Genomic DNA, 21,363 nt, shown 5'->3' on the forward strand with positions numbered 1-21,363 from the left:
AGTGAAGCCTTCGTCGCCCTGGCGCCATGAACTGCGGCTGTTCTTCATCGCCCTGCAGTTCCTGACGCGGGTGCCCACGCCCGCCTGGGTGGGGTATCAGCCCGAGTGGCTCAATCAATCGGCCCGCCACTTTCCGTTGGTCGGCGCGCTGGTGGGTGCCTGGTCGGCCCTGCTGCTGTGCGGCGCCGCGTGGCTCTGGCCGGCGTCGGTGGCGGCCATCATCGCGCTGGCCGCCTCGTTGTGGTTGACCGGTGCCTTCCACGAAGACGGGCTGGCCGACACGATCGATGCGCTGGGCGGCGCCGTGCCGCGCGAGAAGGCGCTGGCGATCATGAAGGACTCGCGCATCGGCAGCTACGGTGCGGCGGCGATGGTGCTGGGCCTGGGCGGGCGGGCGGTCCTGTGGGCGCTGCTGGTGTCGCAGAGCCTGTGGGCGGCTGCCGCCGCCTTGGTGCTGTCGGCCTGCTGGGGCCGGCTGGCGGCCGTGCTGACGATGGCGTGGCTGCCCTACGCTGGCGATGTCGAGCACGCCAAGGCGAAGCCGCTCGCTCAATCGGTGGGCCCGGCGGAGCTGACCTGGGCCATCGGTTGGGCCGTGGCCGCTGCGGCGGGGGCCGGCCTGGCCTGGCCCGCGGGCCGGCTGGCCGGTGCGCTGCTCGCCTGCCTGCTGGTGGTGTGGGTCATGCGACGCTGGCTCGCGAAGCGACTCGGCGGCTACACCGGCGATGCCTTGGGTGCCACCGAACAGCTCAGCGAGATCGCGGTGTTGCTGGCTTTCGCCGCCGTCGTGCCTCCTGGCTGGTACGGCTGGCACGGCTGGGCCCTCGGATGAGCCAGGCGCTGCTCCACGCCTGGCGCCATCCGCGGCCCGAGGGCGCTGGCGGCCTGTGCGTGGGGGCTCGCACCGACCTGCCGGTGGACCGGCGCCGCGCCAAGCGGCTCGCGCACCGCATCCGCCAACAGGCCCGTCGCGAGCGGCTGCCCAGGGTGGTGGCCACCTCGCCGCTGCAGCGTTGCGCGGCCGTGGGGCGCTGGCTGCGGCGCTGGGGGTGGGAACACCGCATCGACGCCGATCTGATCGAGCTGGATTTTGGCGAGTGGGACGGCCAGCCCTGGGCCTCGGTGTCTCGCGACGCGGTCGATGCCTGGTGCGCCAACTTCGCCCACCACGCCCCGGGCGGCGGTGAGACCCTGGATCACCTGTTGCACCGCGCTGCCGCATGGCGGGCCAGCGGCGCGTATTGCGTCGTCACCCATGGCGGCTGGATGCTGGCCCGGGCATGGATGCAGCAGCGCCCCGGCGAACGGCCTACCGCCAGCCAATGGCCCGCTGCGCCGGCTTACGGTAGCCGGATGGCCTGGCCCTTGGTGTGATGCCTCAGCGAGCCGGCGGCGCAAACTGCCGCCGGTGTTGTGTCGGCGGGCCGCCGGTGATCGCCTGGAGCGCAGACCGCAGAGCCGGCACCGAGCCGAGGCCAGAGGCTCCGGCGACCGCGTCCAGCTGGGGTGCCCCTCAGCTTCGGGCTTCGCGGCGCCGAGGCAGCCTGTCGACGAACGCGCGTATCGCCTGGGCGGCGCGCAGCGGTTCGACCTGCAGCAGGAAGTGCGGCCCCGGCAGTTCGATGCACTGGGCGTCGGGCCGTGTGTGGGCCACATGGCGCCAGGCCGAGCGTGGCACCACGCGGTCGTGCAGGGCGCGCAAGTACAGCACCGGCACTGGCACGCGTGCAAGCGCGGCGGTCTGGTCGACCGTCAGCACGCCCAGGGCGCGGGCTCGCAAGGCCTGGATCGACACCTTGGCCATGGCCTGGGACAACCTTGCTCGCCAGGCGGGCGCGCGCCGATCACCCAGCAGGCACCACGCCAGCGCCGACAGCGGTGGCTTCCAGGGCCACCATCGCAGCAGCGGCGCGAAGCCGCGAAACCAAGGCAGCGGCCAGCGCGAAAAGGTGCAGCACAACACCAGGCCCGCCAGGTGCGGCGGCGCTTCGGCCGCCAGCGCCATGGCGATCGGGCCTGAGAACGATTCGCCCACCAGCACGAAGTCATGCTGAGTGGGCAGGGCCTCTCGCGCGAAGGCGATCAATTCGTCATAGCCTGCTGCGCGGTCCAGCGGGTAGCGCAGCACCTGCACGGGGGTCGCAGGGCCCCAGGCCGCCAGAAAGGGCTCGAACAGGTCGCCCGTACCGTCCATGCCCGGCAGCAAGACCAGGGCGATGGGCGAGGGCGCTGTGGTCATGGCAGCTGCCCTCCCGTCATGGCGGCGACGAATGAAGACAGCACGACGAACAAGGGCAGATCGAGCATGGTGTGAGGATGGGAGGCCGCGTGGAGCGTACGAATTCTCGTGGGCAGGTCGGCGCCACCCCGTCCCTAGAATTTTGTTGCAGGCGCCAGATGGAGGCGCCCGGTTGTGGGCCCGGGCCGGGCCCGCGTGGATCATCTGCTCATCTAGCGGCCGCTGCGGCCTTGTCGTATGAATCACATCACCGGATCATGGGGTGGCGCCATCGCGCTGGGTGGGGCGCTGTGCTTGAGCGCCTGTGGCGGCGGTTCAGAAGGGCCGGATGACCACGCCACGCAGCGCGCAACGCCGATGTCGGCGTCGATGCCCGCGGACGAGCAGGCCGAGGCGACCCGGCCGGGCCCGAAGAACACCGGCGTTCCAGCGGGCACCGTGCTGACGCCCCGCAAGGGCATCCTCACCTTGACCCAGGCCGGGCAGGTGATCGACGCGATCGATCTGGAAGGCTGCGTGGCGGTGAAGGCGCCGGGCGTGGTGATCCGACGCTCTCGCATTCGCTGCGATTCGTACTATCCGGTCGAGGTGCTGCCGGGGGGCGATCTGCTGATCGAAGATTCCGAGATCGATGGATCCCCGTCACGCGGCATTGCCACCTCGGGCATCGGCTTCACGAACTACACCGCTCGCCGCGTGAACATCCATGGCACGGCCGATGGCTTGAAGGCTGATTCGGATGTGGTGATCGAAGACTCTTGGATCCATGACCTGTGGCTTGGCCCGGACGACCACGCCGACGGGGTGCAGAGCACCGGCGGCGGGCGTGTCACCCTGCGGCGCAACTTCATCGACATCCGCGACCACGGCCAGGGCCATGGCGGTGATCCCAACAGTGCGGTGCAGGTGGGCACGGAGTGGGCGTCGAACTCGGACTGGACGATCAAAGGCAACTGGTTCTACGGCGGCGGCTGGATCGTGCATGTCGATGCGGGGCAGGGCAGCCGCAACAAGATCGTGAAGAACCGGTTTGGCGACGCGGGATACGGCCCGATCGCCACCACCGGCGCATGGCAAGTCTCGGGCAACGTGTGGGACAAGACGGGCGATCCGATCTGACCCCGCGGCTTTCGCATTCGGCGACATCGCTGCGGCCCGCGGCCTGAAGGCTGCATGACCAGCCCGTAGATTTCAGTTCATCGCGCCGCGATCGATGCCTCGGCTTCGACTGCGGCCCCTGGTGGGCGTGGGATGGAGGCTGGATCGTCATGTGGAGCAAAGTCGCGCAGATGGGTGCGTCGGTGGCGGCCGACGTGGTCTCGGATCAGGTGTCGAAGGCCATCAGCGGCCAGGTCGGCCGTGCGGCTGCGGCGGTGACGCCAAAGACCCCGGCCGCACCAGACGCGCTGGCCTCATTGGCCCGACGTCCGGCAAGCGGGAGTGAGGGCCCTTCCCGCTCCGGCGCGCAGGCGGCGCCGGCTCCCCGCCGGGCGGCGCCCCCTGCCCCGGCGGCGAAGGCCGCCCAGGTGGTGGGCGGCGCCTCCAAGCAGGTCGCCAAGGGGGCCGCCGTCTCGCGGGGCATCGCCAAGGTGATCGGCCTCATCCCGCACCCCGCGGCCAAGCTCGCGTCGGCGGCGATTCAGCTCACCGGGCATGCGGTGTCGAAGGCCGCGTCCGCCAAGGCGGCGCCGCCGCCGTCCGCACCTTCACAGCCCGCGTCGTCTGCATCGACGGCGCCGCCCACGGGGGCGGCCGCGCGGCCACCTCAGGGCTGAGCGGCTGAGGCGGCTCACTGGGCCCGCATCGGGCGGCCGGCGGAATGCGCATCCAGGCAGCGCAGGTGATCCCGAATGCGCGACAGGCGAGACCGCACCGTGCCGACCGGAATGCCCAGGGCCTGGGCAGCCCCCTCGTAGGTCTGCCCGCTGTCCAACACCGCGTGGAAGGTGTACTGCAGCTCGCTGCTCATGCGAGACACCATGGCCAGCGCCTTGTCGAGCCGATCGCGCCGTTCGAACTGCGTCGCCGGGTCGGCATGGTCAGCCCCCAGTATTTCGGCGTGAAAGTCCAACTCCTCGGTATCCAGCGCATTCCGGCGCTGGCGAACATGGTTGCGCGCCATGTTCAAGGCGATGCCGAACAGCCATGTCGAGGGTTTGGACAGGCCGGTGAACTGGCTGGCGCAGCGCGCGGCCTCCATGAAGGTGACCTGGGTCACGTCTTCCGCATCGGCCGCATCGCCGACATAGCGCGAGACGAAGGCCTGCACGTGCCATCGATGGGCCCTGAAGAGTTGGTCGATGTCGATGCCGGCCTGCGCGTCGCTCGGTATGGCGCGGGGCGATGGGCAAGGCGAGTGGCCGGGTAACGGGCAGGGCAATGGGCCGGGGGTCTGCATGGGCGTCCTTCCAGTCGTGTGTTCCGGCCCGGGCAGCGACCCCCGGGCAGCGAAAGCGGCGCGATGCTAGAGGGGGTGGCGTTGCCAGGGCGTTTCACGCGTCGGCCGGAGCGCTGGGCTGCCGCGTCGAACGGTGTACGGCCGTAACGGTACCTGGATTGGGACCGTTTCCAAAGCGTTTCACGGTCGGTGCCGCCGGGCACGCGGCTCGCGTGGTTTCAGGCGGTAAGAGCGGTGATCGCCGAGTCTGACTGATCGTCGACCCAGCCATGGCGGCGCACGAATCGCTCGCGCCAGGCCATCGGCAACTGCTTCGCCTGCTCGTCACGCCAACGGGCCCACTGTTGCCGGTAGTCGCTGCGCGCGGCGTGTTGGCACTGGCACATGGCCTGCCAAAGCCGACGGGCCTGATCGGCGGCCGTGACATTGGCCGCCAGGTGCCGGGGCGACCAGGCCAGCACCTGATCGATGAGCAGGCGAGCTTCGGCCCAGCGGTCGAGGCGGCACAGGGTGCGGGCCATTTCGGTGCGTGCGCCACTGGCTTCGCCCAGCTCGCCACGCGCCAGCGTTTCCTGTTCGCGGGCCTGCGCCAGCCGCCAGGCCTCGTCGGGCCGAAGGCTGTCGCACGCCAGGAAGGTGACGATCCGTTCGTATTCCGGCGCGAAGTCTTTCAGGTATGGGCGCAGCAGTGCCAGGTCCACCACGCCGCCCGCACGGTCGCGCCAGGCCACCGACATCAGGCAAAAGCCCTGCAACTCGGTGGGTACGGAGGTGTCGCCGCGGTGAAGAATGCGTTCACGCCATCGGGCCGAACCGGTTTCGTCGCCGAGCGCATGCAGCAACTGCATGGGGATGTACTCCAGCCCTGGCTGCACGCTGAACCGGTCCTGCGGGTCGCTGGCGTAGCGCTCCAGGGTGGCCAGGGCGTCGGCGACCAGACCCAGCTGCGTCTGCCGAAATGACATCAAGGTGGCGAGTGTGCGCTCGCGGCTGCGGGATTGCCCGCGTCGGGACGCATAGGCCAGGCGCTCTTTCTGTACCTGCAGCGATTCGACGTAGCGCCCGGCGCCTGCCAGCATCCAGCCCACGGTGGTGAGGGCTTGGTCGCGCTCCAGCAGCGAAGGCCGCGGCCCCAGGCTGGCCAGCCACCCCTGGCTGATCTGGTGCGCGGGCTCCACCTCGCCCAATTCCCAGAGCAGGTGGCTGCAGTCCCGGTGCATCCCCGTTTCTCGGGCGGCGGCGCTGTAGCCATCTTCGCGATCACGGATGTCCGTCGCCACCCGCAAAGCCAAAGCGCGAAGATCGGCAGGGGGCCTGTCGCTGTGGTGGGCACGCTGGCCGTAGGCCACCGCCAGCGCGTGCCACCAGGGCCACAGCGGGGGCTCGTCCAGCAGTTGGCGGACGCTGAGCTGCAGCTCGGGCCACGATTCGGAACGGTTGTCGGTGCGCAGCCGCATCACCGCGGTGATCAGCGCCTGTTCGGACGTGCGCTGGTGCAGCGTCAGCGTCTGCAGATCGGCCACGAGGCGGGAGGCGTCGTGCACATGGTGCGCCACGCGCGCCGCGTGCAACCGCCACAGCAACTCGAAGCCTTCGTCGCTCTCGCCGATGTGGGCGATGCGTTCCGACGCGCGCTGCCCCAGAGACAAGGCGGCGTCGAGCAGGCCATCGCGTGTGAGCTTGCGCATCGCGCGCAGGACGTGTTCGGTGGCACGCTGCGGCAGGTGGCTGTTCAGGTAGTGAAAGGCGATGCGCTCGGATGCCGCCTGCTGGCGCTCCAGGAACTCGGCCACCTTCAGGTGGAACAGCTGGGCCTGAGGCGGCACCAACTGGGCCCGGGCCGCTTCGCGCGCCAGGTCGTGTGAGAAGCCGGTGTCGCCCAACAGACCCAGTTGCATCAGCTCGCGCCAGCTGGCCAGCAGCTGGGGCGGATCCTGCATCAGCAGTGGGCCCGGCATGCCGGGGTCGAAATCGTGTTGGGCCACTGCCAGCAGGCCGCACAGCTCTTGCGCCGGCGCGCTGGCCCGACGCAGGCGCTGGCCCAGCAGCTCTTCGACGCGCCGCACCCGGACCTGCTGCAGCTCCGGCGTTTCAGCCTCCTGGGCCGCACGCACGATCTCCAGCATGAAGAACGGGTTGCCGCCGCCCATGCGGTGCAGCTCGGCGGCGAGGCGCGGCTCAGCCAGCCATCGAAATGGCGGCTGGCGTGCCAATTCGAGCGCCAGATCGGTTGTGGCGGCTTCGTCCAGCGGGGCGATGTCGACGACGTCGAAGCCCTGCAGCGACATCGTTGCCTGGTTCAACCGCGTGCAGGCGGGGTTGTCGTGCTGACGGCGGGCGATCAGCAGCAGGGCCGGCAGGTCGTGTCCGTTTTCTTCGGTGTCCAGCCATTCGCACAGATCGATCAACACTCGCGCCGAAGCGTCGTCGATGTTGTGCACGTCTTCGATGGCCACCACCCACACGCCATCGCGCTTCAGGCGCCACAGCAGCTGCGTCACGGCCTCGAGCACGTCGTGGATGTCGACCGAGCTGCTGTCCAGCGGCTGCAGCAGGGACGACATGCTGGGATCGAGGTCGTTCGAGATGGAGGCCGAGAAGGGCGCGAGCAGGCGCTTGAGCACGGCGTACGGCCGGCTGTCGTCGTTCATTCGGCAGGCCACGTGAATGCCGTGAACGGTCGACAGCAGACCTTCGAGCACCCGCGTCTTGCCGATGCCGGCCTCGCCTTGCAGCCACAGGTGTCGGCCCCCTCGAGCTGCCTTGGCGAGCTGTTCGATCAGACCCCCTCGGCCGATCAGGCGCTCGGTGCGCAACCGGGCGCCCGCAGGGCCGGGCGCAGTGAGAGCAGGGGAGGCGTTCTCTTGCAGGATCTCGATGTGCAGCTGCCGCGTCTGCCGGTCAGGGCTGGTGCCGAGGTCCTTCTCCAGCGCGAGGCGCAGGCGCTCGTAGATGGCCAGGGCCGCACTGCGCTCGCCTTGGGCCACGAGCACCCGCATCAGTAGGCGGTGGGTGGGCTCGTCCAGAGGCTCTTCGTGCAGCACGCGCTGCAACAGGCCCCGGGCCTGGACCAGCTCCGCGGGCTGGCCCGACCGGAGCGCCGACTCGGCCTGGTGCAGCGCCACCCGGATCGCGCGTCGGAGCAGATCCGCCGAGCAATCACGAACCAGCGACTGCAGCTTGGGCAGATCGTCGTAGTCGCAACCGAACAGCAGCGGCTTGGTCAGCACGGCGACGGCATCGTCAACGCGTGGGTGTTCGCCCTCCAACTGCAGGGCGGATATGTCGGCCTCGACCTGTTCGGCCAGACTCCAACCGCCCGTGTCAGACAACAGGTTCACGCCGCCTGCCGCCGCCTTCATGCGATGCAGCAAGACCCTGAGGTTGCTGCGTGCGGCCTCGCCGGAATCGGGCCACAGCCACTGGGCCACGCGCTCCCGACTCCCACCGGTTTGGGTGGCCGCCAACAGCAGGGCGGCGGCCCATTTGCGCTCGAGCGGCCCGTGGGCCTCACCGATGCGCCAACGCGGGGGGCCGAGCAATTCGACGTGCACGACACGATCCGCGCCCCGGTTTTCGTTCATGCGTACTCCTTGCAGCTCTGCTCACCCCCGGACGTGAGGACTGTTCGCAAACTGTAATTCCGAACGATGGTCACGCGGGCAATGCCGCGAGGAGACCACTGAACGAATTCACCAGCAGATGGGCGATGACAACGTTGCCAATCGCGCGTCGAGTCAGAGCGGCGCGCCGCGCAGCGCTTGAGGCATGCCGCGGTATGCCATTGGTTACACACCCGTCGAACTCTTTGACAGTGGTTCACCACTCATGTGCGCTCTGTTGACTTGGACCCGACGGTGCAGTTCGACCGAGGTGCCAGGGGCAAGGAGTTTCAACGTGGTTTCGGCCCGGCTCGGCGCAGGGCTTTAAGCAAGAAAGCCCAGCGGTAGGCCCCACAGGTGCGTAGTTTTCAAGAAAGAAGGTTTTGGATGTATTTCTCTTCTTCATCGGTGCCGACCTTCGGTGCCGGCCTGACCACCCTGCTGTTTGCATTGGCGGGCGCAGCCACGTCGGCGCAGGCTGCTCCGCTCATTTCGACGAACAAGCGGGCCTATGCCTCGACGACGGAAAGCAGCCAGCGTCTGGCGGCCAACGTCATCGATGGCGCGGCGGGCACCCGCTGGGCCAGCGGCGTGACCCCCAGGGCGTGGCTGATGGTGGACCTGGGGGCGCCTGCGACCATCGAAAAGATCGAGATCGACTGGGAGCGCGCATGGTCCAGCAAGTACGACATCGAGGTCTCGAACGACAACAAGAAGTGGATCAAGGTCGGCACGACGCAGACCAACCCCTTCGTCAAAGACGGGGTGACGCCGAATCCCCCTCCGGCGGAATACAACGACGTCGTGCTGCTCAACCTGACGCAGACCTACCGCTACATCCGGGTCAACTCGCTCGAGCGCGGGTGGTCGGATTTCAACGGCGGTCAGTACGGTGTGTCGGCCCTCGAGGTGCGGGTGTTCGGCACCGGCGGGGCAGACAACCCGAAGGCGATCAAGGATCCCAAGCCCGGCAAGGGCGACTGGGACAAGGTCTGGGCCGATGAGTTCCAGAGTGCCGGCACCCCGGAGCGGCTGGACCTGAAGAAATGGAACTATGTGATCGGCGATGGCTGCGACCGCGGTATCTGCGGTTGGGGCAACGGCGAGCGCGAGTACTACACCGACAGCCTCGACAACGTCTACATGAAGGACGGGCTGCTGAACATCACGCTGCGCAAGAACCATCTCGGGCACAACTACACCTCGGGCCGCATCACCACGGCAGGCAAGTTCGAGTTCACCTACGGCAAGGTCGAGGCGCGCATCCGGATGCAGACGCCGGCATCGCCGACGCCCGGGGCGAAAGACGGCCCGGTGGGCGTGTGGGGCGCGTTCTGGCTGCTCGGCTTCAATGTCGATGATCCCTATTACCAGTGGCCCAACGCTGGCGAGATCGACATCGTCGAGAACATCGGCTATTCGTGGTGGCACAGCTCGGCGCTGCACGGCCCGGGCTACAGCGGCGGTGGCCCGATCGGCGGCGCCTTCAACAAGGTCGACACGCCCAGCGGCATCGCCATCGGCGACAACCTGACCTTCAGCTCGACCGATTGGCACACCTACCAGGTGATCTGGTCGGACAAGAAGTTCCAGTTCTTCGTCGACAACAAGCTGTACCGGGAGATCAAGCGTGACGAGGTCGAGGCACGGGGGGTGTGGGTCTACAACAAGCCCAACTACATCATCATGAACCTGGCCTACGACGGCAGTTATCCGGCCGCCTATCGCAACAACCCGGCGAACTTCACCGGCACCAAGACGGGCGATGGTCTGGCCACACTGGCCGAAAACAACTTCCCCCACACCATGCAGGTGGACTGGGTGCGCGTGTTCCAGCGCCTGCCCTGAGTCGCCCCCGGGTGTCGCCTGAAGGGCCGGCTGCCTTCGCTGGCCCTTCACGGTACGGCACCCCTCCAGAGTCCAACCCTACAAAAAGACTGACCCAGCGCCGCTTCGTTTCGGCCGGCTTTCGGGCATCAACGGACACATCGAGCCCGTCTCTGCGCAGACAGGGTGATTCCCTTCCACATCAGGATGACACATGTACAAAAGTGAATTGGAGACAATTCGTCGGCCCGGGCAAGCATGGCTATGGGCCGCGGCCCTGTGGGCCTTGTCGGCTTCGGCCTATTCAGCGGCCGATCTCGGGCCGAACGTGATCGTGTTCGACCCCACGATGAGCGCGGCCACCGTGCAGGCCAAGCTGGACCAGATCTTCGCCCAGCAGGAGACCAACCAGTTCGGGCCGCAGCGCTACGCGCTGATGTTCAAGCCCGGACACTACCTGGTCAATGCGAACGTCGGCTTCTACACCTCGGTGATGGGCCTGGGCCAGCATCCGGGCGATGTGGCCATCGACGCCGTGACGGTCGACGCCGGCTGGTTCGGTGGCAACGCCACGCAGAACTTCTGGCGCTCGGTCGAGAACGTCAGTGTCACGCCGATCAACGGCGGCACACGCTGGGCGGTGGCCCAAGCGGCACCGATGCGCCGCGTGTGGGTGAAGGGCAACCTGAACCTCGCGCCCACCAACTACGGCTGGGCCAGCGGCGGCTACATCGCCGACTCGAAGATCGATGCGCAGGTGCAGCCCTACTCGCAGCAGCAGTGGTTCACCCGTGACAGCCAGATCGGCGGTTGGCTCAACGGCGTGTGGAACATGGTGTTCACCGGCGTGATCGGCGCGCCGGCCAACAGCTTCCCGAACCCGGTCTACACGACGATCGACAAGAGCCCGGTCACCCGCGAGAAGCCCTACCTCTACCTCAACAGCGCCGGTGAGTACGAAGTGTTCGTGCCGTCGCTGCGCACCAACTCGTCGGGCACCACGTGGTTCAACGGGCAGACCCCGGGCCAGTCCATCCCGCTGACGAAGTTCTACGTCGCCAAGCCGGGCGTCACCGCCGCCGAGCTGAACTCGCAGCTGGGCAACGGCAAGCACCTGCTGTTCACCCCGGGCGTCTATCACCTGGATCAGACGCTGCAGGTGAAGAAGGCCAACACCATCGTGATGGGCCTGGGCTACGCCACACTGATCCCGGACAACGGCGTGACGGCGATGAAGGTCGCCGACGTGGACGGCGTGAAGATCGCCAGCCTGCTGTTCGACGCGGGCCCGGTCAAGTCGAAGCTGCTGCTGCAGATGGGCCCGAAGAAAGCCGACACGGCGCATGCCGACAACCCCAGCTCCATCCAGGATGTGTTCTTCCGCATTGGCGGCGCTGCCGTGGGCAAGGCGGTGACGAGCCTGGAGATCAACAGCAACAACGTGTTGGTCGACCACGTGTGGGCCTGGCGCGCCGACCACGGCACCGGCATCGGCTGGGACGTCAACACCGCGGCCACGGGCGTGGTGGTCAATGGCAAGAACGTGACGGCCTACGGCTTGTTCGTCGAGCACTACCAGAAGTACCAGGTGCGCTGGAACGGCAACGGTGGGCGCACCTACTTCTTCCAGAACGAAATGCCGTACGACCCGCCGACGCAGGACGCGTGGCGCACCGGCGCGAAGGGCTATGCCGCGTACAAGGTGAACGACAAGGTGACGAGCCACGAGGCGTGGGGCCTGGGCAGCTACTGCTACTTCAACGTCAACCCCAGCATCCATGCCGATCGCGGCTTCGAGGTGCCTGACGTGTCGGGCGTGCGGCTGCACAGCCTGTCGACGGTGTCGCTGGGTGGTGTGGGCGTGATCGACCACGTCGTCAACCAGACCGGCGCACCGGCACAGGGCACGAACACCGTGCCGTCCACCGTGGCCACCTATCCCTGAAGGGGCGCAACCCACCAGAAGTGGGGTCGGTTGACCACCGTTGGCTGACCCCTTGTGGGCGACAGATCCCGTCGCCCACTTTTTTGCTGGCGCTGGATGTTGGCGCCGCGAACCCATCACGGGCCTCGCCGAACGACGGTTGCAGGTTTGCGGCCGCCTCCGTTCGCGGGTGCCTCAGAAGGAGCCTTGCATGTCTGTGTCCTGGTCTCGACTGGCGCCACGCCTCACGATGGCGCGCATCGTCAGCCCGTTGGCTGTCGCGCTGCTTCAAGCCTGCGGTGGCGGCGCGGGTGACGCGCCGTTGCCACCGGCCGCGGCGACCGTTCAGCCTACCGCCGAAGTGGCCACCCCATCGCCTGCCCGGGCCACCGCCCTGTCGGCGCAGGGCAGCGGCTACAAGCCGCTCAAGTGGAGCCACCCCGAGCCCGCCACCACCTACACGCTGCCCGATGGCACGCTGGTGACGCAGGTGGGAGGCCGCGTTCGCAACCGCCACGCGCGGGAAATCTGGGGCCCGAACGAGGACAGCTACGACCTCTTCTCGCCCAACTACTTCGTGCGCCGCACGCACGACATGACGATCTACGACAACGTGTCGCCCACCAACGCGTCCGAGCGCATCGTGACCGTGGTGGTCCGTCCGCAGTGGTGGCTGTATGGCACGAACTTCCGCGCCGGCTACATCGGGCGCAATGACAACGACCCATTCTTGCCTGTCTCCGTGGCGCTCTACGGCGACAACGGCGGCATGAAGCGCCTGCCGGCCTTCAGCCTGATGCCAGGACAAGAGCTGAAGACACCGGTCGCCAACTACAACACGCTGCCGTCTGACCCCGCCAGCAACGACGACAACATCAACCTCAACGTGCCGCCCGCTCCCGGCGAGTTCGTGCTGGTCAAGCAGCTGACCTACAACGCCGCACAGCGCCGCAACTACCGCGAGGGCGACCTGCTGGAGTTCGAACTCGGCCTGTTCCTGGCTGGCCCGCAGGGTGATGCGCTCGGACGTTTCAACTACTACGCCGAGCCGATCGTCTACCGCGTCGGCTCGCCCGGCGCTCGGGCCTGGTACCGAGGGCCTTGCTGCGACACCGCCATCCCGTGGGATTCGAAGCTGCTGCCCAACGAGGCGCGCGCGGGCGGTGACACCACGCTGCATGAAGACACGTCCTTCCAGCCGCAGTTCAACCTGATGCAGGCTGCAACGAACATCGCCGGCGTCAACATCCAGCCCTTTGTCGAAGGGCGGCGGCTGTTCCACACCTCGTTCATCGATGGCAGCCACTCCGAGGCCCGCAACAACCCGAACCTGGCGCAGGCCGGCAAGGCGGGTCCGAAGTTCCAGCAGGCGGCGTGCATTGCGTGCCACGCTGGCAACGGCAAGAGCAGCCCGCTGACGGACGCACCGCTGTCCAACATGGGGGTTCTCACGGCCGACCTCGATCCCAAGGGCAAGCCGGTGCCCGATGCGCGCTTCGGCGGCCACCTGGCGCAGGGCCTGGTGGTCTCCAATGGCAACACCGTCGACGGTCGACAGGCCGTGCTGAAAATCAGTGGCTACAAGTCGACCGAGGGCAGGTACCCAGACGGCACCACCTACAGCCTGAAGACGCCGCAATACGTCTTGACGAGCCTGACCGGTCAGACCCTGCCGTTGCCCGAGCGCATGTCGGTGCGCGCCGCGCCGCACCTGATCGGCATGGGGCTGTTGGAGGCCGTGCCCGAATCGACCTTGCAGGCCTTGGCCGATGCCAGCGTCAACGACAAGGACGGGGCGGTGGGCCGCTTGCAGATCGTGCCCGACAAGATCGATCCGACGATCAAGCGGGTGGGGCGTTTCGGCTGGAAGGCCACGTCAGCCACCGTGGAGCAGCAGACGGCCGAGGCGCTGAATGCCGACATGGGGGTCACGACGGCGATGCTGCCCCGCCACCTGTGCGGCCTGGCTGTCAGCGGTACCGACTGTCGTGCCGCCGACTCGCATGGCCCCGAGGTGGCGAACAGCGATCTGACGCTGCTCACGAAGTACCTGAGCTTGCTGGGGGTGCCACCGCAGCGCCACTTCGACGGCGAGCAACCGCTGGGCATCTCGGGCACCGCCATCACCGAGCAGCCACGCGAGGTGACGGACAAGCAGATCGCTGACGAGCAGGCCCTGCAGGCCCGTGTGTTGAAGGGCGGCCGGTTGTTCGACAGCGCGCGCTGCAACGCCTGCCATGTGGCGTCGTTGACCACCGGCAAGGCCCATGGCCTCGCGGAGCTGCGCAAGCAGACCATTCGCCCCTACACCGATCTGCTGCTGCACGACATGGGCCCTGACCTCGCGGACCAGTTCCCTCAGGGCGAAGCCAGTGGCAAGGAATGGCGCACCGCGCCGCTGTGGGGCCTGGGCCTGCTGGCCAGCATCAACCCGAACGTGCGCTATCTGCACGACGGCCGTGCTCGCACGGTGGAAGAGGCCATCCTCTGGCACGGCGGCCAAGGCGCGGCCAGCCGTGACCGCTTCAAGGCGATGTCGGCCAAGGAGCGCGCCGACCTGATCCAGTTCGTCAACTCGCGCTGAACCGGCCGCAGCCATGCGCCAGGGGCAGGCGGCATCGCGCCGCCTGCCGATTCACACGGCGGCCGAGATCTCCAGGCCTGCCGTGCGGGGTGTCAGGGCGCGCCGGGCACGACGATCGCGGTGGCGGCTCGATCGCCGCCACACCATGCGTTCGGACGTGAACTCGATGTGCATGAAATCAAGCCCCGTGGCGGGGCAGTGCTCGCGGCCCAGCACCTCGCCGCCGATGTGGTGCGCCAGGCGCAGCGCCGGGCGATTGCCCGCATAGATGCGGCCGATGGCCGGGTCGCTGTGCGAGAACACCCAGTCGAAGACCTCTGCGATCTGCAGCGTCCACACCCCATGAAAGTCGGGGTGCACCGCCAGGTGCATCTTGTTTTCTTCCATCAGGCAGCCGCCGACAGCGCGCCCATCGACCTCGAAGCCGATCGACGGGCACCCTGCATAACAGCGCTTGAAGATCGCCTCGCCTGAGGTCATCTCGGGCAGCTTCATCTGCTTCAGGACCTGCGGCGGGTAGGCGCGCAGTTCTTCGGCGTACATCACGCCCAGGTCCGCTCCGGCAACGATCTTCATGGCATGGCTCCTTGGCTCACACGTGTGACTTGAATGAGTGAGCCCGAGGCCCTGAGGAGTTCAGTGGCCCCGCTCGGACACATCGCGTTTCGATCTCGTCGCATCGAACACGCCGAACTCTTTTTCGAGCGCTCGCCACCTATCGACAGGGAACGCCAATCGGCCACTGTGAACCAGCAGCCCGCGGTGACCCTTCTTTCCTTCCATTCACTCACCTTCAACAGGAGTCAAACATGTCTGCAATTGCCAGCCTCGGTACCTCTCTGCTCGGCGGTAGCGCCACCAGCGGCATCCTGCAAGCCTTCAAGCCCGCCATGGACGCCGAAATGGCTGCCCAAATGGGCCAAGAGCTGCAACAGATGAAAGACAACCGCGAAATGGATCAGCTCAAGCACATCGGTCAGCTGGCCAAGGCGGCCGGCGACATCGCTGGCTGATTCCCTGCGGCTGCTGGCCGAAACGTCGACGGGCTGCGCGTGGTCTGTCGCCGTCTTCGGCCGTGGCCCCGAACCTGTGGAGTGATCCAGCATGGCGATGGAAATTTCGTCGGTCACGGCCGCCATGCGGCCGCCGGTGGGGCAGGCCGTGGGCGCAACGCCCGGGGCCAGCCCGGCCGGGGTCGTGCAGACCACGACAAATGCCCAGGAAGCGCGTGTCTTCATGGAGAGCATGAAGGCCGCCCAGCAGCGCCTGCAGAGTCATCCGGTGCAAGCGGCCCTGCCTGCGGGGTTGCAGCCTGCATCGAACGTCGATGGGCCCACCGGCATCGGTCAGCGTCTGCTGAACGGGCTGAGCGGGATGTCGGATCGTCTCAAGGCCGATCACAAGTACGTGTCGTCCTTGATCGAGAAGGCCACTGTCGGTGGTGACGATGCAATGCTGATGCGTGCACTCGTGGCGTTGGGTGATTACCAACAGCGTGTTCAGGTGGTGACCAAGACAGTGTCGAAGGCCGCCAGCTCCCTGGACCAGCTGACCCGATTGCAATGAGCGCGCCGGCTCACTATGCCGCTGCCGGGCCGGGCCCTGCCTGGCCCGCCTCAACGCGGTGGACACTCCATGGGTCGATCGTGCTTCGATGGATTCTCTTTTGTGTGTTGGCCCTGTTGGCCGCCTGCAGCAACGAAGTGACGCTGCAAAGCGGGTTGAACGACGGTGACGCCAACGAAATCATCACGCTGTTGCGCCGCGCCGGCATCACGACCGAGAAGGTCAAGAACAAGGACGGCGTGAGCGTGCTGGTCGACGAGTCCGAGCTCGCTCGTGCGACCGAACTCATGCAAGCGCAAGGCCTGCCGCGCCGCGCCCTGTCCCACCTCGGCCAGGTGTTCAAGAAAGACGGAATGATCTCGTCGCCGCTTGAAGAGCGCGCCCGGTACCTCTACGGCCTGTCGCAAGAACTCGAATACACGCTGTCGCAGATCGACCGCGTGGTGGTGGCGCGCGTGCACGTGGTGCTGCCTGAGCGGGTGGCACCTGGTGAACCGGTGAAGCCGTCGTCGGCATCGGTCTTCATCAAGTACGTGCCGCCGCTCGATGAAGACCTCATCGTGCCGCGCATCAAGCGTTTGGTGAGCACCGGCATTCCAGGCTTGTCGGAAGACGCGGAGGGCAGCAAGCTGTCTGTTGTGATGGTGCCGGCCCAGGCGGTGGACCAGGGCCTGCAGTGGCGCCGCGTCGGCCCCTTTGTGATGGAGATGTCTTCCGCAAAGGACTTCCTGCGCCTGATGACCTGGTCGATCATCGCGCTGGTGCTGGTGGCGGCCTTGGTGGCCTGGCAGTGGGCGCGGCGTCTGCCGGCGGTGCAGGGCCTGCTGGCGGCGCGGTTCGGGCGACTGAAAACCTCGGCCTGATCCATGCCGGACCTCGCACATCACGCGGCGCCCTTCCCGACGCGCCAGGAGCTGGAGTGGGCACAGTGGTGGTTCGACACCACCGCCCCGTCGCCAGATGGCACGACGATGAGCGTGCTGGCCGAGCGCAGACGGCCGCTGGCCGGGCGCGAACGGCCGGGCCCGATGCCGCGGCCCTGGACGTCTTCCGACAGCGCCTGGCTGGTGAACACCCGCCACGAGTGGGACCGTGTTCGCCTGGCGGCGGCGCACTATGCGCTGGTGCTGGCCACCCAGATCGCGCGGGCTGATGCGTGGCTGAGGCGGGGATGGCCTTGGCGCGACGCCCTGCCGGCCATGCCGGTTCGCCGTTGGGCCCAGTCGGTGGCGGGGGTGTCGCCGCTGCAGCCGCTCACGGTGGTGCCGGATGACGAGCGGCAGACGGTCGATCTGAGCCTGGCCGATTGGGGCCTGGCCGAGCTGAGGCTGCACTGCCATGCGCTCGCGCCGGGGCTCTGGCCGCGGCTGATCGTGCATTGGGGCCTGCCCGAGCCGGTGTGGGCCGCCGTGGCAGTGGCGCCTGACGCCCCGGCCGGCGCTCAGGCGTCGCTGGCGCGCCGGCGCGCGGCCCGCGGCTGGCAGCAATCTTTCACCTGGGCCCTGGAGGCGACGTGAGCTTCACGGCACGAACGATTTCACTGGCACCTGACATCAGCTTCGACCAGGGGGTGCTGTGGCACGACGAGTGGTCGCTGTGGGTCGATGCCCAACGCGCCGCGGGGCGGCTCATCGACGCGGCCGATGACCAGTCGAGGGCGCTGCTGCGCGAGGCCAACGCCCAGGCCCGCCGACTGCGCGAGGAGGCCCAAGCGCAGTGGCAGGAACGCATCGACACCTCGCGCCAGCAGGCCGAGACGCTGTTGGCGGACATCCAGCGGCAATGGGACGAGATGCAGCGCCACATCGATGCCTGCGCCATCGCGGTGGCTCGCACCGCGCTGCAACGGCTGGGGGTCGACCTGTCGCAGGAAGACCGGCTTCGGGCGGCGGTCTCGATGGCGATGGAACAACTGCCGGCCGCGCCGCTTCGCGTGATGTGGCCGGCGACCAGCGCCGAGGCGCCGGGCACGCTGGACGGTGTACCGGTCGAGCGGGCCGCCGAGCTGGCCTCGGCCACGGTGGCGCTCGAGGCCGATCTGGCCACCGTGGTGTGCGACCACGAAGCGGCCTGGGCCGGCGTGCAGAACACCCTGCGCGACTGGTTGCGCGAGCAGCTCGATACCTGAGAGCGTCTGCGCTGTGGACCCCGGCGAGCCAGGATCGCCTGGGGGCCTGAGCGTCGGCAGATCTCGCGGACCATGCCCGCCGTGGCCCTGGCCGTCGCGGCGTCCGACCCCGTCTCCGCGCTGATCTCTCGTCGCCATGGAACTGTTTGGCCGCTGCGCTCCACCCACGAGGCACACACCTCTTTCAGGAGCGATCCATGTCGAACCCGGCCGACCTCACCCAACGCGCTTACGCCAAGCACAACCGCCAGCTGGACAACCTCAACGCCCAGGAAGATGACTGGGCTCATCGCGCTGCGCGTGGTGAAGCGGCCGCTGGCGAGTTCCTGGCGCTCGCCCAGCAGAAGCTGGTGGTCCAGAAGTGCATGGAAGCCACCATCCAGCTGAACCACAAGACGACCCAGAAGGTCATCAACGAATCGCGATGAGCACGGCTGCAGGGCTGCCCATGAGCGCTTCGTTGCCCTCCACGGCTGCCGAGCAGGCGGCCCACCGTGTGGTCACCGTCGAGCATCCGCAAGGACGATGGATGGCCGCGCTGGTGGCCGCCGCGCCCAACGGCCTGCAGCTGCGGCGGGCGCTGGCCCACAGCTACGACGCGGCCCGACACGGCAGCTTCGGGCTGGCGCTGGCGCCGCAAGGCGGCCTGTACGTGACCGCCTGGCTGCCGCGTGCTGCGGCCGGCAGCCTCGAGGGGCCCGGCGCCCCGTCGGCCGATGCCGACATTGAAAGCCGCTTGCTGGCCATGGCCCGGGATTGGGCCACGGCTGTTCCTTCAGCCCCGGGCCGCGATGGCCGCTGGGCACAGTCTCAGGAATCGAGAGTGCGACATGGCCTTCTTCGCGCGCGCTAGCGCACTTGCCTGCCTGCTGGCGATCGGGCTGACCGGCATCGCTCAGGCGACGCCCCCCAGCAGCTGGAAAGAGGCGTCACCGTTCATCTACAAGGCCCGCGGCAGCACGCTGCGCGATGTGCTGAAGGATTTCGCCAAGACCTATGGCGCGACGGTGGCCTCCACCCTGCCGGGCAATCTGCCGCTCGATGGCAAGTTCGAGGGCAATTCGGCCGAAGACTTTCTCGATCGCCTGGCGCTCGCGCACCAATTCACCTGGTTCTTCTACAACGGCAAGCTCTACATCTCGCCTCAGCAAGACCGTGTCAGCCAGCGCATCGACATCGGCGAGATGACCGCGTCTGATGTGAAGCAGGCGCTGCTCGGGCTTGGCCTGTACGAGCCGAAGTTCGGCTGGGGCGAGCTGCAGGAAGAAAGCGCCGTGCTGGTCTCCGGCCCGCGTGACTACGTGCAACTGGTCAAGCAGGCGATCGGCCGCGAGATCGAGACGGGCGACCCGGAGACGCTGATGTTCCGGCTCAAGTACGCCTTCCTCGAAGACCGACAGCTCACCTACCGCGACAAGGTGGTGACGGTGCCCGGCGTGCTGAGCATCCTGCGCAACCTGGCGCGCGACACGCAGTCACAGAACAACAACCTCAACGACGGCGGTGGCGCCGGCAGCTCGTCGCGCCTGCGCACCAGCGGGAACAGCTCGCCCAAGCCGGGCGGTGACGTGCCGCGCAATGCGCCCACCACGGGAGGCGGCCGCCGGGAGTCGCCGGCCATCATCGAAGGCGACGTGCGCACCAACACCATCATCGTGCGCGATCAGCCCAAGCGTCACGCGATGTACCGCTCGATGATCGAGCGGCTGGATGTGCCGCAGTCGATGGTCGAGATCGAGGCCATCATCATCGACGTGGAACGCAGCCGGCTCAAAGAGCTGGGGGTCGACTGGGCTTCGGCCTTCGGCAGCGGCTCGGGCCGCAGCACGGTGGAGATGAACAACCTGGACGCCGCCAAGCTAGCGTCGCCCGGAACGCTCACCATCAACAACCTCGGCCGCTTCCTGGCCAAGGTGCGGGCGCTGGAAGGTGAGGGCGAGGCCTCGATCGTGGCCAAGCCCACCGTCATGACGATGGACAACCTGGGCGCGGTGATCGACCTGAGCAGGACGGTCTACATCCGCCTGGTGGGCGAGCGTGTGGCCTCGGCCGAGCCGGTGACGGCAGGCACCTTCCTGAAGGTCACGCCGAACATCGTGCGCGAAGGCGGCGAACCTCAGGTGCGCCTGTTCATCGACATCGAAGACGGCAGTGTCAGTGAACCGGCCGTCAATGGCACCACGGTCAGTGGCACGCCCACCGTCGAGCGCAGCACGGTGGCCACCCAAATGGTGGTGCAGGACCAGCAATCGCTCATCGTTGGCGGCTTCAACGTGCGCACCAAGGCCAGTTCGACGAACGGCGTCACCGGGCTGGGGCGCATCCCGCTGATCGGTGGCCTGTTCCGCAACGACAACGCCGAGCAGCGCACCCGCGAACGCATGTTCATCATCACGCCGCGCGTGGTGAACACGGCCGCCGCCCAGGCGCGGGCCCGACGGGTGAAGGAACTGCCGCTGGTCTCGACCACACCGATCCTGCCCGCCGAGGCCGTGGCCGACGCGGCCCCGCAGGGCTCACGGGCCTACCCGGGCAGCGAACCCGGCGGCGAATGAGGGGCGCCGGGCGCCCGAGGTTTCACCCCGCCGCGCCGGCTTCGGCGCGGCTTTTTTTCAAACAAAGGAGCGATGTCGAAGGCGGCGCAGACGCGCGACGGTGCCTACTACGGTGGTGCCGTCAAGCTGGTGAACCAACAGCTGCAGGATTCGGGCTTCGGCATGACCGAGGCGTCGCGCAACAGCGTGGTGACCAACCTGCGCAAGGTCTCGAGCGGCAAGATGCTGAACATGCAGGCCCATTCATGCCCATTCACGCGAGGTGGAGACCTTCGCCAAGGACACGAAGGCCAAACTTCAAGCCGGTGAAGCGGCGGATGCGGCGTTGTGCGCGACGGGTGTCGTTGCCAATACGCTGGGAGGTGGCTTGGCGTCGCACCTGGACGGCGCGCGCCTGACCGCAAAGCAGTTGAACAGCCAGAACCCTGAGGACCGCGCCCAACTGCTCAGCAGCCTGACCAGAGATTTCCATTCGCCCTGAGCGCACCAGCGCCCAAGCCAAAGGCCCGGCTTCTGCCGGGCCTTTTTTGCTGGGTGCCG

Annotated in this window: 21 protein-coding genes; 17 read left to right on the plus strand and 4 right to left on the minus strand. The window is 67.7% G+C overall.

From position 1 onward, the window contains the following. The first annotated feature begins 1 nt into the window (after position 1). Entirely contained in the window at positions 2–832 is an 831-nt protein-coding gene (cobS, locus tag AACH06_RS03825) for an adenosylcobinamide-GDP ribazoletransferase (protein WP_341424299.1), read from the plus strand. Continuing rightward, entirely contained in the window at positions 829–1,374 is a 546-nt protein-coding gene (locus AACH06_RS03830) for a histidine phosphatase family protein (protein ID WP_341424300.1), read from the plus strand. Before cobS ends, AACH06_RS03830 begins: the two co-directional genes overlap by 4 nt. Before the next feature lie 139 nt (positions 1,375–1,513). Here the strand turns inward: AACH06_RS03830 and AACH06_RS03835 are convergent, their stop codons facing one another. Next, positions 1,514–2,239: an alpha/beta fold hydrolase gene (locus tag AACH06_RS03835; protein WP_341424303.1), complete on the minus strand. Its 726-nt coding sequence runs from the start codon at positions 2,237–2,239 to the stop codon at positions 1,514–1,516. 237 nt (positions 2,240–2,476) lie between these two features. Here AACH06_RS03835 and AACH06_RS03840 point away from each other — a divergent pair, with 237 nt between their 5' ends. Both AACH06_RS03840 and AACH06_RS03845 read left to right on the plus strand, forming a co-directional pair. Beyond that, positions 2,477–3,358: a right-handed parallel beta-helix repeat-containing protein gene (locus tag AACH06_RS03840; RefSeq protein WP_341424304.1), complete on the plus strand. Its 882-nt coding sequence runs from the start codon at positions 2,477–2,479 to the stop codon at positions 3,356–3,358. Between the two features lie 149 nt (positions 3,359–3,507). After that, positions 3,508–4,014, plus strand: a complete 507-nt coding sequence (locus AACH06_RS03845; protein ID WP_341424305.1) for a hypothetical protein — start codon at positions 3,508–3,510, stop codon at positions 4,012–4,014. 14 nt (positions 4,015–4,028) lie between these two features. Here the strand turns inward: AACH06_RS03845 and AACH06_RS03850 are convergent, their stop codons facing one another. Together AACH06_RS03850 and AACH06_RS03855 are read right to left on the minus strand one after the other, a co-directional pair. Beyond that, positions 4,029–4,637 (minus strand): RNA polymerase sigma factor, encoded by a 609-nt coding sequence (locus AACH06_RS03850; protein ID WP_341424306.1) that lies wholly within the window; start codon positions 4,635–4,637, stop codon positions 4,029–4,031. A gap of 218 nt (positions 4,638–4,855) precedes the next feature. Beyond that, a complete protein-coding gene (locus tag AACH06_RS03855; RefSeq protein ID WP_341424307.1) occupies positions 4,856–8,221 on the minus strand; it encodes an ATP-binding protein in 3,366 nt (1,121 codons plus the stop codon). A gap of 405 nt (positions 8,222–8,626) precedes the next feature. Between AACH06_RS03855 and AACH06_RS03860 the strand changes: the two genes are divergently transcribed. The 3 genes from AACH06_RS03860 to AACH06_RS03870 all read left to right on the plus strand — a co-directional run bounded on the left by AACH06_RS03860 (position 8,627) and on the right by AACH06_RS03870 (position 14,574). Then, positions 8,627–10,087 (plus strand): family 16 glycosylhydrolase, encoded by a 1,461-nt coding sequence (locus tag AACH06_RS03860; protein ID WP_341424308.1) that lies wholly within the window; start codon positions 8,627–8,629, stop codon positions 10,085–10,087. A gap of 193 nt (positions 10,088–10,280) precedes the next feature. After that, on the plus strand, positions 10,281–12,011 hold the full coding sequence (locus AACH06_RS03865; RefSeq protein ID WP_341424309.1) for a hypothetical protein: 1,731 nt from the start codon (positions 10,281–10,283) through the stop codon (positions 12,009–12,011). Positions 12,012–12,201: 190 nt separating this feature from the next. Beyond that, entirely contained in the window at positions 12,202–14,574 is a 2,373-nt protein-coding gene (locus AACH06_RS03870; protein WP_341424310.1) for a di-heme oxidoredictase family protein, read from the plus strand. Between the two features lie 51 nt (positions 14,575–14,625). On the opposite strand, the gene AACH06_RS03875 is transcribed toward AACH06_RS03870, so the two are convergent. Further along, positions 14,626–15,150, minus strand: coding sequence for a hypothetical protein (locus AACH06_RS03875; protein WP_341424311.1), 525 nt, complete (start codon positions 15,148–15,150; stop codon positions 14,626–14,628). 233 nt (positions 15,151–15,383) lie between these two features. Here AACH06_RS03875 and AACH06_RS03880 point away from each other — a divergent pair, with 233 nt between their 5' ends. The 10 genes from AACH06_RS03880 (at position 15,384) to AACH06_RS03925 (ending at position 21,304) form a co-directional block, all read left to right on the plus strand. Then, positions 15,384–15,587, plus strand: a complete 204-nt coding sequence (locus AACH06_RS03880) for a hypothetical protein (protein ID WP_341424312.1) — start codon at positions 15,384–15,386, stop codon at positions 15,585–15,587. 91 nt (positions 15,588–15,678) lie between these two features. Then, positions 15,679–16,140: an EscI/YscI/HrpB family type III secretion system inner rod protein gene (locus AACH06_RS03885; protein ID WP_341424313.1), complete on the plus strand. Its 462-nt coding sequence runs from the start codon at positions 15,679–15,681 to the stop codon at positions 16,138–16,140. Then, positions 16,137–17,003, plus strand: coding sequence for a type III secretion system inner membrane ring lipoprotein SctJ (gene sctJ / locus AACH06_RS03890; RefSeq protein WP_341424314.1), 867 nt, complete (start codon positions 16,137–16,139; stop codon positions 17,001–17,003). The genes AACH06_RS03885 and sctJ overlap by 4 nt, the downstream gene beginning before the upstream one ends. 3 nt (positions 17,004–17,006) lie before the next feature. Next, positions 17,007–17,657, plus strand: a complete 651-nt coding sequence (locus AACH06_RS03895) for a hypothetical protein (RefSeq protein WP_341424315.1) — start codon at positions 17,007–17,009, stop codon at positions 17,655–17,657. Then, positions 17,654–18,268 carry a hypothetical protein gene (locus tag AACH06_RS03900; RefSeq protein WP_341424316.1) on the plus strand — a complete coding sequence of 205 codons (615 nt, stop codon included), beginning with the start codon at positions 17,654–17,656 and terminating at the stop codon, positions 18,266–18,268. Before AACH06_RS03895 ends, AACH06_RS03900 begins: the two co-directional genes overlap by 4 nt. 197 nt (positions 18,269–18,465) lie before the next feature. After that, positions 18,466–18,696, plus strand: coding sequence for a hypothetical protein (locus AACH06_RS03905; RefSeq protein WP_341424317.1), 231 nt, complete (start codon positions 18,466–18,468; stop codon positions 18,694–18,696). A 20-nt stretch (positions 18,697–18,716) separates the two neighbouring features. Then, complete coding sequence (locus AACH06_RS03910; protein WP_341424319.1) at positions 18,717–19,121, plus strand: hypothetical protein; 405 nt, start codon at positions 18,717–18,719, stop codon at positions 19,119–19,121. After that, positions 19,099–20,823, plus strand: coding sequence for a type III secretion system outer membrane ring subunit SctC (sctC, locus tag AACH06_RS03915; protein WP_341424320.1), 1,725 nt, complete (start codon positions 19,099–19,101; stop codon positions 20,821–20,823). The genes AACH06_RS03910 and sctC overlap by 23 nt, the downstream gene beginning before the upstream one ends. 72 nt (positions 20,824–20,895) lie before the next feature. Next, entirely contained in the window at positions 20,896–21,132 is a 237-nt protein-coding gene (locus AACH06_RS03920) for a hypothetical protein (protein WP_341424321.1), read from the plus strand. Further along, positions 21,086–21,304 (plus strand): hypothetical protein, encoded by a 219-nt coding sequence (locus tag AACH06_RS03925; protein ID WP_341424323.1) that lies wholly within the window; start codon positions 21,086–21,088, stop codon positions 21,302–21,304. The genes AACH06_RS03920 and AACH06_RS03925 overlap by 47 nt, the downstream gene beginning before the upstream one ends. Positions 21,305–21,363: the final 59 nt, after the last annotated feature.

Source organism: Ideonella lacteola, from assembly GCF_038066555.1.
Lineage (GTDB): Bacteria > Pseudomonadota > Gammaproteobacteria > Burkholderiales > Burkholderiaceae_C > Ideonella > Ideonella lacteola.

What these genes read in the sequence shown, in the direction of transcription:
- AACH06_RS03830 (WP_341424300.1), top strand. Translation starts at nt 829, where the DNA reads ATGAGCCAGGCGCTGCTCCACGCCTGGCGCCATCCGCGGCCCGAGGGC.
- AACH06_RS03835 (WP_341424303.1), bottom strand. Translation starts at nt 2,239, where the DNA reads ATGACCACAGCGCCCTCGCCCATCGCCCTGGTCTTGCTGCCGGGCATG.
- AACH06_RS03840 (WP_341424304.1), top strand. Translation starts at nt 2,477, where the DNA reads ATGAATCACATCACCGGATCATGGGGTGGCGCCATCGCGCTGGGTGGG.
- AACH06_RS03845 (WP_341424305.1), top strand. Translation starts at nt 3,508, where the DNA reads ATGTGGAGCAAAGTCGCGCAGATGGGTGCGTCGGTGGCGGCCGACGTG.
- AACH06_RS03850 (WP_341424306.1), bottom strand. Translation starts at nt 4,637, where the DNA reads ATGCAGACCCCCGGCCCATTGCCCTGCCCGTTACCCGGCCACTCGCCT.
- AACH06_RS03855 (WP_341424307.1), bottom strand. Translation starts at nt 8,221, where the DNA reads ATGAACGAAAACCGGGGCGCGGATCGTGTCGTGCACGTCGAATTGCTC.
- AACH06_RS03860 (WP_341424308.1), top strand. Translation starts at nt 8,627, where the DNA reads ATGTATTTCTCTTCTTCATCGGTGCCGACCTTCGGTGCCGGCCTGACC.
- AACH06_RS03865 (WP_341424309.1), top strand. Translation starts at nt 10,281, where the DNA reads ATGTACAAAAGTGAATTGGAGACAATTCGTCGGCCCGGGCAAGCATGG.
- AACH06_RS03870 (WP_341424310.1), top strand. Translation starts at nt 12,202, where the DNA reads ATGTCTGTGTCCTGGTCTCGACTGGCGCCACGCCTCACGATGGCGCGC.
- AACH06_RS03875 (WP_341424311.1), bottom strand. Translation starts at nt 15,150, where the DNA reads ATGAAGATCGTTGCCGGAGCGGACCTGGGCGTGATGTACGCCGAAGAA.
- AACH06_RS03880 (WP_341424312.1), top strand. Translation starts at nt 15,384, where the DNA reads ATGTCTGCAATTGCCAGCCTCGGTACCTCTCTGCTCGGCGGTAGCGCC.
- AACH06_RS03885 (WP_341424313.1), top strand. Translation starts at nt 15,679, where the DNA reads ATGGCGATGGAAATTTCGTCGGTCACGGCCGCCATGCGGCCGCCGGTG.
- sctJ (WP_341424314.1), top strand. Translation starts at nt 16,137, where the DNA reads ATGAGCGCGCCGGCTCACTATGCCGCTGCCGGGCCGGGCCCTGCCTGG.
- AACH06_RS03895 (WP_341424315.1), top strand. Translation starts at nt 17,007, where the DNA reads ATGCCGGACCTCGCACATCACGCGGCGCCCTTCCCGACGCGCCAGGAG.
- AACH06_RS03905 (WP_341424317.1), top strand. Translation starts at nt 18,466, where the DNA reads ATGTCGAACCCGGCCGACCTCACCCAACGCGCTTACGCCAAGCACAAC.
- AACH06_RS03910 (WP_341424319.1), top strand. Translation starts at nt 18,717, where the DNA reads ATGAGCGCTTCGTTGCCCTCCACGGCTGCCGAGCAGGCGGCCCACCGT.
- sctC (WP_341424320.1), top strand. Translation starts at nt 19,099, where the DNA reads ATGGCCTTCTTCGCGCGCGCTAGCGCACTTGCCTGCCTGCTGGCGATC.
- AACH06_RS03920 (WP_341424321.1), top strand. Translation starts at nt 20,896, where the DNA reads ATGTCGAAGGCGGCGCAGACGCGCGACGGTGCCTACTACGGTGGTGCC.